13 protein-coding genes are annotated in these 13,983 nt (G+C 51.9%); 7 read left to right on the top strand and 6 right to left on the bottom strand.

The window, feature by feature from the left end:
* Position 1 precedes the first annotated feature (1 nt).
* Genes P1P86_03735 through P1P86_03715 form a run of 5 tightly spaced genes read right to left on the bottom strand, consistent with a single transcriptional unit; the run spans position 2 to position 5,391 of the window.
* Positions 2 to 1,693 (bottom strand): alpha-amylase family glycosyl hydrolase, encoded by a 1,692-nt coding sequence (locus P1P86_03735; protein MDF1574286.1) that lies wholly within the window; start codon positions 1,691 to 1,693, stop codon positions 2 to 4.
* A 38-nt stretch (positions 1,694 to 1,731) separates the two neighbouring features.
* A complete protein-coding gene (locus P1P86_03730) occupies positions 1,732 to 2,745 on the bottom strand; it encodes a zinc-binding dehydrogenase (GenBank protein MDF1574285.1) in 1,014 nt (337 codons plus the stop codon).
* A gap of 7 nt (positions 2,746 to 2,752) precedes the next feature.
* Positions 2,753 to 3,322: a nucleoside-triphosphatase gene (locus P1P86_03725; GenBank protein MDF1574284.1), complete on the bottom strand. Its 570-nt coding sequence runs from the start codon at positions 3,320 to 3,322 to the stop codon at positions 2,753 to 2,755.
* Positions 3,323 to 3,355: 33 nt separating this feature from the next.
* Positions 3,356 to 4,783, bottom strand: coding sequence for an aminotransferase class I/II-fold pyridoxal phosphate-dependent enzyme (locus P1P86_03720; protein ID MDF1574283.1), 1,428 nt, complete (start codon positions 4,781 to 4,783; stop codon positions 3,356 to 3,358).
* Positions 4,777 to 5,391: a LysE family transporter gene (locus P1P86_03715; GenBank protein ID MDF1574282.1), complete on the bottom strand. Its 615-nt coding sequence runs from the start codon at positions 5,389 to 5,391 to the stop codon at positions 4,777 to 4,779. The genes P1P86_03720 and P1P86_03715 overlap by 7 nt, the downstream gene beginning before the upstream one ends.
* Before the next feature lie 93 nt (positions 5,392 to 5,484).
* Between P1P86_03715 and P1P86_03710 the strand changes: the two genes are divergently transcribed.
* Together P1P86_03710 and P1P86_03705 are read left to right on the top strand one after the other, a co-directional pair.
* The gene (locus P1P86_03710; GenBank protein ID MDF1574281.1) at positions 5,485 to 6,141 is read left to right on the top strand and encodes a hypothetical protein; all 657 of its coding nucleotides are present in this window, start codon (positions 5,485 to 5,487) and stop codon (positions 6,139 to 6,141) included.
* A gap of 39 nt (positions 6,142 to 6,180) precedes the next feature.
* Positions 6,181 to 7,740, top strand: coding sequence for a PDZ domain-containing protein (locus tag P1P86_03705; GenBank protein ID MDF1574280.1), 1,560 nt, complete (start codon positions 6,181 to 6,183; stop codon positions 7,738 to 7,740).
* Positions 7,741 to 7,804: 64 nt separating this feature from the next.
* Here the strand turns inward: P1P86_03705 and P1P86_03700 are convergent, their stop codons facing one another.
* Entirely contained in the window at positions 7,805 to 8,359 is a 555-nt protein-coding gene (locus tag P1P86_03700) for a hypothetical protein (protein MDF1574279.1), read from the bottom strand.
* A 158-nt stretch (positions 8,360 to 8,517) separates the two neighbouring features.
* Here P1P86_03700 and P1P86_03695 point away from each other — a divergent pair, with 158 nt between their 5' ends.
* From P1P86_03695 to P1P86_03675, 5 genes are all read left to right on the top strand, one after another.
* Positions 8,518 to 9,549 carry a galactose mutarotase gene (locus tag P1P86_03695; GenBank protein MDF1574278.1) on the top strand — a complete coding sequence of 344 codons (1,032 nt, stop codon included), beginning with the start codon at positions 8,518 to 8,520 and terminating at the stop codon, positions 9,547 to 9,549.
* The gene (locus P1P86_03690) at positions 9,549 to 11,510 is read left to right on the top strand and encodes a M1 family aminopeptidase (protein ID MDF1574277.1); all 1,962 of its coding nucleotides are present in this window, start codon (positions 9,549 to 9,551) and stop codon (positions 11,508 to 11,510) included. The genes P1P86_03695 and P1P86_03690 overlap by 1 nt, the downstream gene beginning before the upstream one ends.
* 10 nt (positions 11,511 to 11,520) lie before the next feature.
* The gene (gene rsgA, locus P1P86_03685) at positions 11,521 to 12,594 is read left to right on the top strand and encodes a ribosome small subunit-dependent GTPase A (protein MDF1574276.1); all 1,074 of its coding nucleotides are present in this window, start codon (positions 11,521 to 11,523) and stop codon (positions 12,592 to 12,594) included.
* 113 nt (positions 12,595 to 12,707) lie between these two features.
* Positions 12,708 to 13,007, top strand: a complete 300-nt coding sequence (locus P1P86_03680; protein ID MDF1574275.1) for a cadherin domain-containing protein — start codon at positions 12,708 to 12,710, stop codon at positions 13,005 to 13,007.
* Between the two features lie 74 nt (positions 13,008 to 13,081).
* Positions 13,082 to 13,972, top strand: coding sequence for a DNRLRE domain-containing protein (locus tag P1P86_03675; GenBank protein MDF1574274.1), 891 nt, complete (start codon positions 13,082 to 13,084; stop codon positions 13,970 to 13,972).
* The last annotated feature ends 11 nt before the right edge of the window (positions 13,973 to 13,983 follow it).

Genomic DNA, 13,983 nt, shown 5'->3' with positions numbered 1-13,983 from the left:
GTTAAAGCCCCAGTAACACGATGTCATGGGGCGTATCCAGCTCCACATGGCCCTCCCGGACGGCTGCTTTCTCTCCGGAATAGTAATCTTTCAGGATGCTTCCCTCGTCAAAGAGCCCATTCAATTCGATCTGCTTTTTGCCGGGTTTCAGATCCAGACCGGCCACCACACGGTCGCTGAAGTCAGCTCCTTCATAAATCCTGGAGAATATATAAGGAGTCTCCGAGATCATCCGGTGTTCGCCCGCACCAACGGCAGGGTGGGCCCTGCGGAACTGCCCCAGTTTCTGGTAATGGAGCATTACTTCGGCTATGGGTACGCCCTTCCTGCTTACATTCGATTCTATCTCCTCCCAGTTCATAAAGCTGCGCATATTGGCATCTCCCTGTGTCCCTGGAATCTCAAGCTCCCGGCTGCTTTCGTCCCCGTAATACACCTGGGAGGCCCCCGGTGCGAGTAGCAGTTTGGTCCCTGCTTCCATCGATTTCGAACGCTTTTTGTCAAAGGGTGCTCCGTCATCATGCGAACTGATATAGTTGAGTACACTGCAGCCCAGCAAGGGGCCATGCAGTTTGTTCGAGTAGGAGGAGAAGAGCTGCTCATAGGGCAGCTTTGCACTCTCTTTGAACTCGAAATTGATCAGGGCATCCAGGTCCTGTGCAAAAAAGTCCACCTGCCTGTCACCAAAGTCGAAGAGCCTTCCTCCTGAGATCCCATATCCATAGACTTCACCCACCATATAGAAGTCCCTGTCATCCAGAACCTGGCCGGGGTGAGCTTCTTTCCACTCTTCCAGGGCAGCCTGTGCCTCTTTCCCCAGTTCGCTCCAGATATGCTCTTCAATATGTTTGGCGGTATCCAGCCGGTATCCGTCAATGCCATATTTCCGGACAAAATCGGTCAGCCATTTAATCAGATAATACCTGGGGGCCCTGGGATAGCCCGTGCGGGCAAAAAAGGCATCCAGTTCCTCCATTTCCTGTTCCAGTCTGCCCTCCCTGGTCCATTTCTCTATGAGCTGAGGCGGGAGCTCTACCTCCTGATCCGATTCTGTGCGGATATCGGGCAAATTCCTTACCAGGGTACAGGTAACCGTACTTTCATAATCCTGGTAGGTACACCGGGGTTCGGTCCTGACCCACTCACCGGGCCAGACTGGATCCTGTTCTGTGACGGGACCCGTATGGTTGATGATCACATCCATCACCACCCGGATGCCTTGTTTATGAGCCGTCTCTACCAGTCTGGCCAGATCCTCTTCCGTTCCAAAATTGGGATCCAGGCTGGTCCAGTCGCTGATCCAGTAGCCATGAAAGCCATAGGTAAGCCCGGTTCCTTCGTTGGTACCCCCATGAATCTGTTCCAGCCATGGGGTCATCCAGAGGGCAGTGATCCCCAGCCGGTCAAAATATCCTTCTTCCATTTTTTGAATGACTCCTTTGATATCGCCTCCTTCAAAGCCACGAAGCATGGCTGTTTTTCCACTTCTGTCAAACTGGATGTCATTGGAGGTATCGCCGTTATAAAAGCGGTCGGTAAGGAGAAAATAGATGTTGGCATTTTCCCAGAGAAAGGGAGCCTCCGTTGTTTTTTCCTGAGGAGCAGGATCGCTGCCTGGGGCTGAGCGGCAGGAACCCAGACTTCCGCTGACAGCCAGACAGGCCACACAGGCCAGAATCGACACTTTTTTCATAAGTCAGAACGATTAGGAATAAGAACTAAATATAGGCATTAGGATCCAATCTTCAGAAGGATTTTACCTTCCGACATATGAGCTTTATAATGGGCAATCGCCTCCCCGGCACTCTCCAGGGGGTAGGTCCGGCTGATTTGTGAGGAGAGATCACCCGCCAGCTGCCGGCTGACACTCCTTATAAACCTGAACTTAAACAATAGTCCTTTGGTCTGTAACCAGTTTCCAAGCTGGAAGCCGGACATTGTTTTCTCCTCCCGGATTAAAGGCCCGGGATCGGCCGTAATGGGATGGCCGGACAGGCGGGCATAAACAATCAGGGTGGAGCCATATGGGGCCGCATCCAGCAGGACAGAGCTCTGACTTCCGGTCACCGCATCCAGGAAGAGAGTGGCCTGCAGCTCTTTTGCCAGTCCCGACAGCTCTTTCGAAAAACGTTCTGAACTGCTGTTCAGAACATGGACTGCTCCCAACTCTTTCAGTTCAGTCACCTGCTTCTCTTTCCTCACGATATTGATCAGAGGAATCTCGTTCTTGCGGGCCAGCCTGATGAGCATCTTACCCAGCGAGCTGGCAGCTGCCGTATTTACCATGGCCCGGTGTTTCCCCTTCCTTGCAAGATGAATAAATGCCATGGCAGTCATGGGATTCACCAGCATCATTGCTCCCTGATCACCGGAAATACCACGGGGAAGGGGTGCCACATTCATGGCGGAGGTCAGCATATAGTCCGCCCAGGTACCGTCACCGCCATGCCTGGGCGAACAGGCCACCCTTTTTCCCAGCCTCAGGCGGGGCAGGAGTCCGCTTCCGGCAGCCACCACGGTACCACTTCCCTCCAGCCCGGGAGTAAAAGGATAGCTGCGCTCCAGGTAGCCCCCGGCAATCAGAGCCAGGTCAGAGGGATTTATGGGTGCCGCATCCATCTTTACCAGCACCTGGCCCGGTCCGGGAAATGACAGGTTCAGCTGCTCCGTCTTTAATTCACCTCCCGGTGTATATTGCCTGATCGCAGTCATTTGCTCCGGCAGGGGATAAGCCCTTTTTTTCATCTTAGCTTTATGGATTAGATGATCTGTTTCTTTTTACGATCCCGCTGATCTTCTCTGCAGCATGGACCGGATCTGTTTTTTCAATATGCAGATGCCTGGCAGAAGAAATATTCCACCTTTGCGACACTTCAGCGCTCAGAGAATCCCGGACATTCCAGATCTGCAGGGGTATGGAACTGTTCCGAAGAAATTCCAGACTTTCTGACCAGCCGGCACCTTCCAGTTCCATGGGGCCCACTTCATCTATCACCACCACATCCGGATCCAGGAACAGGCCCGATTCGATCCACTCCCGGCCCTGCCGGAAGGCATCCGGGTTGAACCAGAACCTCCTGTATTTGAACCACCCGGGGGTCTCCCGGACGGCAGCCAATGGAATCTCCACACCTGTCCCGATGTCTTTCAGGCGGAATCCCGATCTGGTGCCGGAGTCAAAACTGCCGGGTGAAAGGAATCCTGCTATCCTTAAATTTTTATTTTCCAGTAGATTAACCAGCTTTGACAGGTAACTTGTTTTTCCTCCCTGGACGTTCCCGGTGACCAGGAAGATAGAATGATCTGGATTTGCATGGTTCATGAGGAGATAAAAATACAACTTCTGCCTGCATCCTCAAAAACGGTCTTTTAAAGCGGTTCTTGCGGCCAGCGCTATTTGCTTCAGTGCCACTTCCACATCCTTCTCCTCCACATAGGTCTGCCCGATGATCATCCGGATGGTGTACAGATTCCCGATTTTGGTATGGGTCAGAAAGAGCTTCCCATCCCTGTTGATTTCCTCCAGGAAGGATTCGTTAAGCCGGTTCAGCAAATCCGGATCGTCCACCCCCTCGGGTTGCAGCCTGAAGCAGGTGAAATTAAGAAAGGGATCCAGGGGAAGATGCATTCCTTTTATTTGTGACAACTCCCTGGAAAACTTGTTGTTCAACAGGATATGACTTCTGAGTTTCTCCCGGATACCCTCCAGACCGTAGCTCCTGATCACAAACCAGAGTTTCAGGGCCCTGAACCTGCGGCCCAGAGGCACTCCCCAGTCCCGGTAGTCGTTCACCGCCCCCCTGGTTTTGGTCTTCAGGTATTCGGGCAGGATCTCAAAGGTTTTAATTAACAGGCTGGCATCCTTCACCAGGTAGACCGAACAGTCGAAATTGGTAAACATCCATTTGTGCGGATTAAACACAAAACTATCGGCCTGTTCAATTCCCCTGATCATCCACCTGTGTTCGGGCAGGAGCAGGGCTGTTCCCGCAAAGGCCGCATCGACATGCAGCCAGATTTCATATTTTTTACAAATCTCAGCAATCTGTTCCAGGGGATCCACAGCCACCGTTCCCGTGGTGCCAATGGCTGCAACCACCGCGCAGGGATTTAACCCTGCTTCCAGGTCTTCACGAATCTTTCGCTCCAGTTCTTCAGGATCCATTCTCATCTGCCGGTCCACGCCGATCTTTACCAGGTTTTTTCTGCCAATTCCACAAACAACTACTCCCTTTTCGATGGAGGAGTGGGTCTCCGTGGAGCAATATACGCGAAGGTCGGGTGGCACTCCCTCTTCGTTGGATCGAAAGCCGGTGGCCACTTCTCTGGCAGTAATCAGGGAGACCAGCGATGCCGAGGAGGCACTGTCCTGTATGACTCCCTCGAAACCGGAAGGGAGCCCCATGGCATCGCGCAGCCACTCCACCATCCTTTGCTCCAGTTCAGCCGCTGCCGGGGAGGTCTCCCAGATCATGCACTGCGCTCCCAGGGCCGAGGTAAGCATTTCGGCCAGGATGGATTCCACCGAAGAGTTGGCCGGGAAATAGGCATGGAATCCGGGATGCTGCCAGTGGGTCATCCCGGGAACGATGATGCGGTCCAGGTCCTCCATGATTTGTTCCAGAGATTCACCCTGCTGCGGGGCCTCCTCCGGGATAGCCGAATAGATATCGCCCGGGGCTACCTGAGATTTGACAGGATAGCTATGGATGTTACTCAGATAGTGGTCGACCCAGTCCACCACCTGTCCCGATACATTTTTAAAGTCTTTTGGAGTCAGCATTGCAGGAAGAAATGTAAGGATTTATAGAGCATATCTATGGCAAAGTAAGCAAATGCAAGCGCAAAAAGCTTAAACAAAAGGGGAATAATCCGGGGACGTGAAAGGACCTTCCGGAAGCGGGAGAACAGAAAAGCCACCACTAGGGTGGAGACCAGCCAGCCCAGCTGGACCAGGCCCATAAAGAGGTACTGTCCCAGGTTCAGCTGTTCTCCCAGAAGGATGGCCTTGGGAATGCAAATGGTGATCCAGTAGGTCCAGAGGACCCCGTTGGACAGGATCATGAGGACCACTTTCCAAAGGCCAAAATGAACTTTCTGTTCACTATCCAGGCTTTTTACTTTCCATAAGGAGATGGCAATCCAGACCAGAATAGCTGCCCCGGCCAGAGATAATCCTCTGAAAAAGGCCTCGTTGAAATTCAGGGATTCGAGGACCAGCAGGCTTACCAGGGCCACCAGGGTTTCGGTGATCAGGGCGATCATAATGATTCTCAGGCTCTTCAGATAACCCGACTGCAGGATCTCTGTGAAAACTGTTGTAATCACCGGACCGGGGATGACTCCCCCGATGAGTCCCAGCATCCATGCAATCACCAGCTCATGAATCATTATCTCATCTTTCTTTGCTGGCGAAATTAGATAAAACGCACCGATTTCGTATCTTGGAGTTTCAAATTCTTTTTCTTAGCATATACAATCTCCATGAAAAAATCATTGATGCTTTTAATGGCCCTGATGGCCGTGCAACTGGTATCCGGACAGGTCAGTGCCCGGCTGATGCGCTATGTGGATGTTTCCGAAAAACAGATTGCTTTTGTATACGGAGGGGATATCTGGATCATGCCCAAAGAGGGGGGAACAGCCCACCAGCTCACCTCTTCTCCGGGAGAAGAATCATGGCCCCGATTCTCACCGGATGGAAAAGAGCTGGCTTTTTCGGCCGGCTACAACGGAAATATGGACCTTTTTGTGATGCCAGCCGGCGGGGGAGTACCCACCCGGGTCACTTATAACTCTTTTGACGACCGGATGGTGGAATGGCACCCCGACGGAAAACGACTGCTTTTTGCCACCAAACGAGAGAGCGGCAGGCAGTCCTATTCCCAGTTCTATCTGGTCGATAAAACAGGCGGCATGCCGGAAAAACTCCCGATTCCCTATGGAGAGCTGGCCACCTTCTCACCCGACGGGAAGCACCTGGCCTATATCACTAAGATTACCGAGAATTATCCCTTTAAACGGTACCGGGGCGGACTCACCTCCGACATCCTGCTCTTTGATCTGGAGGGTAAGCAGGCAAAGAACCTCACCAAGAGTCCGGCCATCGATGGCAAACCAGCCCTACTGGTCGCCCGATAGCAAAAAGAAAACGGGGCATCGGATGAAAAAAAACCAGAAGTGATTGTTGCCCCGGAAGGTCTGGAGTCCAGGGTGGAACTGTTGCCTCCCAAAGCGGGAAATATCCGTTGGCTGGCACCCGTGGAGGGAAAAGTGGTGTTCCTGCGTCATCCCAATACCGGATCGGAATCGCGCGATGCTTCGCTGGCCTATTATGATATAGAGGAGCGAGAGGAAAAGTCGATCATGAAGGGAGTGCAGAGTGCAGAGCTCACGGCCGACGGAAAAATGATTCTGGTGCGTGCAGGTGGAAAATTCGCTGTGATCAAGGTTGCCGAAAACCAGAAAGTGGAGGATCCTGTATCTACGGGCGACCTGGCTATGGAGCTGGTTCCCAGGGAGGAGTGGCGCCAGATTTTTAATGACAGCTGGCGCCGTTACCGTGATTTCTTTTACGATCCGCAGATGCATGGTGTGGACTGGGAAGCCATGCGGCTTCAGTACGGAGCCCTGGTGGAAGACGCGCGTTCGCGCTGGGATCTCTCCTTTATCGGATCCAACCTGCTGGCGGAGCTCAGTGCAGGGCATACCTATACCTTCGGGGATGGTCCCGACCAGGTCAAGCCGATCAGCACCGGCTTCCTGGGGATCGACTGGGAACTGACAGATCAGGCTTATCGTATTCAGAGGATTGTGAGACCGGCCGTTTGGGATACAGAGGTCCGTTCTCCCTTCGATAAACCGGGCATAAACACGAAGGAGGGCCACTATATCCATGCGGTAAACGGGATTCCTCTGGATCCCGACAGGGATCCCTACGCGGCCTTTGAAGGCCTTGCCGGAAAAACGGTTTCTCTTTCTGTCAGTATTACGGGGAAGAGCGAGGAGGCGGTTCAGACGGTGGTCAAATGTCTGGATCAGGGCGAAGAGGTCAATCTCCGCTACCTGGAGTGGGTCGAGAACAACCGGAAGTGGGTGGACCAGCTCTCCCAGGGTAAACTGGGATATATCTATATGTCCAATACAGCCAGCCGCGGGACCCTGGAACTTGTTCGCATGTTTTATGGCCAGCTGGACAAAGAGGGTTTTATCATTGATGAACGTTTCAATGGAGGAGGTTCCCTGGCCGACCGCTTCCTCGAGCTGCTGCAGCGTCCGGTAATCTACAATCTGCACTGGCGTCACGGTAAAGACCATACACAACCTGTTATGACGAATACAGGCCCCATGGGCATGTTGATCAACGGATGGGCCGGATCCGGTGGAGATGGCCTGCCATGGGCTTTCCAGGAGTTGAAAGCCGGTCCCATTGTTGGCGAGCGCACCCTGGGTATCCTGGTTGGACCAGCAACCGGTCACCAGCTTATTGATGGAGGAGGAATCACGATTCCAGGCGCCCGCTTGTATGATAATGATGGTCATTGGTTCTGGGAGGGTGAAGGAGTGTCACCGGATGTGGAGGTATGGGACGATCCCAATGTCCTGATGCAGGGTCGCGATCCGCAAGTGGAACGGGTGGTTACCGAAGTGATGAACCTGCTTGAAGAGTGGCCTCCACGAATGACCCCGGCACCTGCACGGGAGGACCGCAGGGCGGAGGATCTGAAAAATATCTATTAGAAAACAAAGAGGCTGTCCCGGGTTCGGGACAGCCTCATCCTGGAGTAGTTTGGAGTCGGTAGTTTTAGAGTCTAATGCTAACCCCAAGCGTAAGGTATGCAATGCCATAGCCCAGCTGGCCGAAGGCAGCAAATTTCTCACTGAAATAGTAACGGGCACCCACAAAACCTGAAAAGACGATTCCCCCGGAGTTTACGTTATAATCGTAACCGGTATATGTACCGAATTCCTTGGCAGTGGCAATGTTATATCCAAGCAGTATTCCGGCATATGTATCCAGTTTGTCAACCAGCGGATAATGGAAAAGCCCTCCCGCACCGAGGATGAAGTTGGAGTATTTGTAGCCCCAACCCTGGTATTCGTATTTATAGGAGCTGTACCCCGCATACCCCATAATTCCAATCACCCCCTTTTCAAGGATCTCATCGGCCACGGCCTGTTCATAGGAAAATGAAACGGGGGGAACCCCTCTGGTGTAAAAGGTGCCGGAATAGAGGGTGTTTCCCAGACCAATGCCCAGGTTGACAACCTTGTCGCCCATGTTAAACATGCTTTCCTGCGCCTGCAGGAATGGCAGAGATAAAAGGAGAGCAGCTGCAATAGTAATTATCCTACTCATATCTTTAGAATTTTATATGCAATACTTCACGCACAAATTTTCGTCCACACAAAATACAATCTTTTTTCATTTCCGCTTTATAAATCGGAACAAAAGTTTTCACCATAAAATCCACTGCATTATATTTTCTATCTTTATTCCCACACAATGTCTGGCTTATGAATATTGAAAAGCAGCCGTTTGGAGCAACACCAGATGGGAAAGAGGTAAATAAATATACCCTGAAAAACAACCGGGGAATGGAAGTGGATATAATCAGCTATGGAGGCATTATCACGGCCATCCGGGTACCTGACCGGAAGAACGAACCGGGCGATGTGGTTCTGGGATTCGAAACCCTGGAGGAGTATCTGGGCGACCATCCTTATTTTGGAGCCATAGTGGGAAGAGTCTGCAACCGCATCGGCAGGTCACGCTTCGAACTGGATGGAAGGATCTTTCATATAAGGGCCAATGAGGGTGTCAATCAGCTTCATGGAGGGACCAGCGGATTTGATAAAAAGCTGTGGACCGCTTACAGCAATAAGACTCCCGACCAGGTTTCACTGATGCTCGGATATGAAAGCGCAGACGGGGAGGAGGGCTACCCGGGGGCTTTGATGGTGGAAGCGGAATATTCGCTGAATGATCGCAATGAGCTGGGAATCAGCTTCCGGGCCAAGACAGATAAGCCCACACATGTGAACCTGACCAACCACAGCTATTTCAACCTGAATAACGGTGAGGGGAACATCCTGGGGCATGAACTGATGATTGATGCCGACCGCATGACCGAGCTGAACCGGGAAAGCATCCCCACAGGAAGGATACTCCCGGTGGAATCAACTCCATACGATTTCAGGCTTTCCAGGGAGATTGGCGAACGCATCGGACAGGTGGAACCGGGTTATGATATGAATTATGTGCTGGACATGGAAGCCAGGGAGCTTACCCGGGTGGCCGCCGTTCATGATCCCGTATCCGGGAGAAATATGGAGGTGTTGACCACCCTTCCGGGAGTTCAGCTTTATACCTCCAACTATGTGGATGGCATTCCGGGTAAGGGAGGCAAGGTGTACGGGAAACATGCTGCACTTTGCCTGGAAACCCAGTTTTTTCCCGACAGTCCCAACTACCCTCACTTTCCTTCCACTGTTTTGATGCCTGGCCAGGAGTATTCGGCCCTTACCATTTACCGATTCAGCAGCTGATGTCCAGGATCCTGACCACCTTCCTGCTCCTGGCCCTGTTTTTTTCAGCAAGGACGCAGGTTTACCACTCCTGTCCGCTCCATCCAGCTTTGAAGTCCGGATATGAGAACCCCCTTTTTGAAAAGTGGCTGTCAGCTTATGATGTAAAACACTACGAACTGACACTGGAGGTTTCCAATAAAAATACCTGGATCGGCGGTGCGGCAGAGGTGGTGCTGGAAGCTAACCGGGACCTGGATACACTGGTGCTGGAACTGCAGGATAAGCTGGAAGTTACGCAGGTATTAATCAGCGATGAGATAAATACTCAGATCTACCTGCCGGAGAATTCCCTTGATTTCGAACATATTCAGGCAGTCTTATTTCTGGTGCTGGACCGAACCTATCAGCAGGGAGAACTCTTCCGGGTAAAAATAGAGTACGGGGGCGATGCGGGACAGGACCGGGGCTTTTTTGCCGGAATCACCAACAAGAAGGGAAGCGATTATAACTTTGATGTCACCTATACCCTTTCGGAGCCGCACAATGCCAGGGACTGGTTTCCGGTAAAACAGATCCTTGAGGATAAGATCGACTCCGTTACTTTCAGGCTGATTTGCGATAAGGAGCTTCTGGCTGGTTCCAATGGATTGCTGGTGACCCGGGAGGAGGTGGGCGGAAAACATATGCTGACCTGGAAAACCCATTATCCCATGGCCTATTATCTGCTCTCCTTTGCAGTGGCCGATTATGTCGATTACTCCTTTTATGCTCCGCTTTCGGATGAAAGCGATTCGGTGCTGGTGCAGAATTACCTGTACGACACCGAAGAGGTGCTGAGCGACTGGAAGGAGCAGATCGACAAGACCGGAGCCCTGATCACGCTCTTTTCAAAACTACTGATCGACTATCCATTTGCAGAAGAAAAATACGGACATGCCATGGCACCCATGGGAGGGGGGATGGAGCACCAGACCATGACCACGCTTCAGAATTTCAGGTTTTCCCTGGTGGCCCATGAACTGGCCCACCAGTGGTTCGGCGATTACCTTACCTGTGGCAACTGGCAGGACATCTGGATCAACGAGGGATTTGCCTCCTATATGGAGTATGTGGCTGCGGAGCACCTGCAGGGCCGGGAGGCTGCCGATGACTGGATGGAGGATGCCATCTCCATTGCCCTGGGAGAGAAGAAAGGCTCGGTCTATGTTCCGAAAGCGGAGGTGGAGTCCGACTACAGGCTCTTCTCCTATGCCCTGAGCTATAAGAAAGGGGCCGTCCTGCTGCATATGATCCGCTTCATCCTGGACGATGATGATCTCTTTTACCGGGTTCTCCGGACTTATCTCTTACGTTACCAGAACGGACATGCTACAGGGGCAGATTTCCAGGCGGTGCTGGAGGAGGTGAGTGAGCTGGATTTTTCTTGTTTTTTCGAGCAATGGTATTACGGCGAAGGCTATCCGGTCTTTCAGCTCTTCTGGGAGCAGCAGGGGGACAGTCTGCTGCTTGTCAGCGAACAGATCGGGTCGGCTTCCGGTGTAACCCCCCTGTTCCAGGTTCCTTTTGAACTGGATATAATATTGAACAACGGTCAGACAGAGCGGTTCAGACTCATGCAGGAGCATCCCCGGGAGGAGTTCCGGATTCCGGTAGAAGGATATGTGGAGCGGATCGTATTTGATCCCGGAAAACAGCTCCTGAAGACCGCAACGGTGGTTCAGAAACTTCCGGAGGGAAAGCCCTTCCGTTACGGACCCAATCCGGTCGTCAGCCTGCTGCACATTCAGTTTCCCAATCTGTCATCCATCGATGGCGTGCGCATCACCAACCTGGCGGGACAGGAGATTTATCAGTTAAGCAGGGTAAGCAATCCACTCACCCTCAACCTCTCCAGCCTGGCCGACGGGCCCTACCTGCTTGAACTCTCGACCCCCTATGACACCTTCCAGGAGAGAATTGTAAAGATTTCCACCCATTAAAGATATCAAAGTGCAAACAAGAACTTACCAGGATTTAGGATACACCCCCGAGCTTGAGCAATATAGAAAACAGGAGGGCCTGGACAGATTTGAACTGGGGAGGGTCATTTCTGAACACAAGGAGCGGTATGTGCTTAAAAGCCCCGGCGGGGAGCTGGATGCGGAGCTCATCGGTAATCTGCGTTTCACGGCAGAAAGCCGGAAGGACTTTCCTGCGGTGGGTGACTGGGTGGCTTTTCCCCAATATGACGAGGGAAAAGCTCTGATCCATACGATTTACCCGCGGAAAAGCGTCCTGGAAAGAAAAGCGGCCGGGAAGCCCGGACAGAGCCAGATCATTGCCGCGAACATAGATGTTGCCCTGCTGGTGCAGGCTGTCGACCGGGATTTTAATATAAACAGATTGGAAAGGTACCTGACCATATGCTATTCCGCCCGGATCGAACCCTTTATTGTACTGAGCAAAACCGATCTGATCAGCGACTCCCGGCTGCAGTCAAAAATCGATCAGCTTGGGAAACGGATTATCGGGGTACCCATCCTTCCGGTCAGCAGTCGGACCATCGGCTATGACTCCATAGGCGGACTTATCGAAAAAGGGAAGACCTATTGCCTGCTTGGTAGCTCCGGGGCCGGGAAATCCACCCTGATCAATCATCTCTGCGGCAATCAGCAAATGAAAACAGGTGAGATCAGTGGAAGTGTGAACAAAGGAAGGCACATCACCAGCCACCGGGAGCTGGTCGTGCTCGACCAGGGAGGTATCCTGATAGATAATCCCGGCATGCGGGAGGTGGGAATAGCGGATGCAGGAGGCGGACTGGAAACTACCTTTGAATCCATCCTGGCCTTTGCTCAAAACTGCAGGTTTAAAGATTGTACACACCTCAGTGAGAAAGGATGTGCGGTGCTTGCGGCCCTTGAAAGAGGTGAACTGGAGCAGGATTCCTATCTCAATTTCCGAAAAATGGAAAAGGAGAAAGAGCATTTTGAATCCGATGCGATGGAAAGAAAAAGAAAAGAAAAGGAGTTTGGAAGAATGGTAAAAACCTATCAGAAACAACGGAAAGATCATAAATACTGAACATTGCAGGGAGTGACGCTCAATATTTTGCCCTGAAACAGTAAAACTGGAGCAACTATTAGTCTCTTTGGCCCGTATCTTACTTATATGAACCATTCAAAACCGGCACATTTATGAAAACCCTCAGCAGAATTGCAGGCGCGTTCCTGTTAAGTACCCTCTTTTTTTCGTGTAATAAAAATGAGTTTGCCCCGGAAATTGTTGATCAGGAGTTCAGCGTGGAAGAAAACAGTCCGGCCGGAACCGTCATTGGCAGGGTGGAAGCCTCTGACCGGGACGAAGGCCAGGTCCTGGCATATGCGATCATTGATGGCAACGACGAAGGAATCTGTACCATAGACCCATCAGGCGGAACCTTATCCGTGCTGGATCCGGCGAACCTGAATTACGAGCATATAACTCAATTACCCTGAGAGTTTCAGTATCGGATGAGCACAGGAAGGAAGCACTGGAATCATCTGCGGAGATTCGGGTCAGCATAGAGGATGTGAACGAATTCGCTCCGGAACTTGAATCCCAGGAATTCTCCATCGATGAAAATCCGGGCAAGGGTCAGGAAATCGGACAGGTGGCAGCCACGGACCAGGAGTCTCATCAAAGCCTGTCCTTCCAGGTGGAGGAAACGGACGACTTTGCCAGTGTCCGCATTGATTCAGCCAGCGGGATCCTGTATGTAATGGATTCGACCGGATTTGACTACGAAACAAAAGCTAGTTTACTGGTCCGGGTCACCGTAAGTGATTCCCATGAGCAGTCTTTGTCCTCCACCGCCCTGATGACCATCCAGCTGAATGATATGCCCGAACCAAAACAATACTATTTCAGTGTCCAGCCGGACGCCGCCAGCGGGAGGGATGCGGTTATCAGTTTCCTGGTGCCGGACAACAACTACGGAAGCATGGAGAACCTGCTTCTCTATGCCTGGACTCAGGAAGGAATTCTGAATGTGAACCGGTCGCTCATAGATTTTGATCTGAGCGGCATTCCGTCTGAAGCCAGCATTGACAGTGCTTACCTGTCTATATTCTTCAATCCGGGTTCCGCCTATGCGACGGGCCATTCGGGAGAAACCAGTTTTACCATTCAGCGCCTGATCACCGCTTGGGACGAGTCGACGGTGAGCTGGAGCACCCAGCCCGCTGTGTCGTATTCCAATCTGGTACAAGTGAGTGGTGCCATTTACCCGAACCAGAGTTTCCCGGATATGGACATAAGTTCCCTGGTGGAAGATTACACAAGCCATCCCTCGGACAGTTACGGGTTTTGTCTGAAGTTTGTGGAGGAATCCCCCTACAAGATACTGGTCCTCTCGTCCAGTGATCATGAAGAGGAGCAACTCCGGCCCAAACTGGAGGTATACTACACGGTGTTGGAGTAGAATTCTTTATC

This window comes from Bacteroidales bacterium (assembly GCA_029210725.1).
GTDB lineage: Bacteria > Bacteroidota > Bacteroidia > Bacteroidales.
The sequence above is the reverse complement of the archived record's forward strand: the minus strand, read 5'-3'. Positions and strand labels throughout refer to the sequence as shown.

Coding starts and splice junctions, on each gene's coding strand:
- P1P86_03735 (MDF1574286.1), bottom strand. CDS start 1,693: ATGAAAAAAGTGTCGATTCTGGCCTGTGTGGCCTGTCTGGCTGTCAGC.
- P1P86_03730 (MDF1574285.1), bottom strand. CDS start 2,745: ATGAAAAAAAGGGCTTATCCCCTGCCGGAGCAAATGACTGCGATCAGG.
- P1P86_03725 (MDF1574284.1), bottom strand. CDS start 3,322: ATGAACCATGCAAATCCAGATCATTCTATCTTCCTGGTCACCGGGAAC.
- P1P86_03720 (MDF1574283.1), bottom strand. CDS start 4,783: ATGCTGACTCCAAAAGACTTTAAAAATGTATCGGGACAGGTGGTGGAC.
- P1P86_03715 (MDF1574282.1), bottom strand. CDS start 5,391: ATGATTCATGAGCTGGTGATTGCATGGATGCTGGGACTCATCGGGGGA.
- P1P86_03710 (MDF1574281.1), top strand. CDS start 5,485: ATGAAAAAATCATTGATGCTTTTAATGGCCCTGATGGCCGTGCAACTG.
- P1P86_03700 (MDF1574279.1), bottom strand. CDS start 8,359: ATGAGTAGGATAATTACTATTGCAGCTGCTCTCCTTTTATCTCTGCCA.
- P1P86_03695 (MDF1574278.1), top strand. CDS start 8,518: ATGAATATTGAAAAGCAGCCGTTTGGAGCAACACCAGATGGGAAAGAG.
- P1P86_03690 (MDF1574277.1), top strand. CDS start 9,549: ATGTCCAGGATCCTGACCACCTTCCTGCTCCTGGCCCTGTTTTTTTCA.
- P1P86_03680 (MDF1574275.1), top strand. CDS start 12,708: ATGAAAACCCTCAGCAGAATTGCAGGCGCGTTCCTGTTAAGTACCCTC.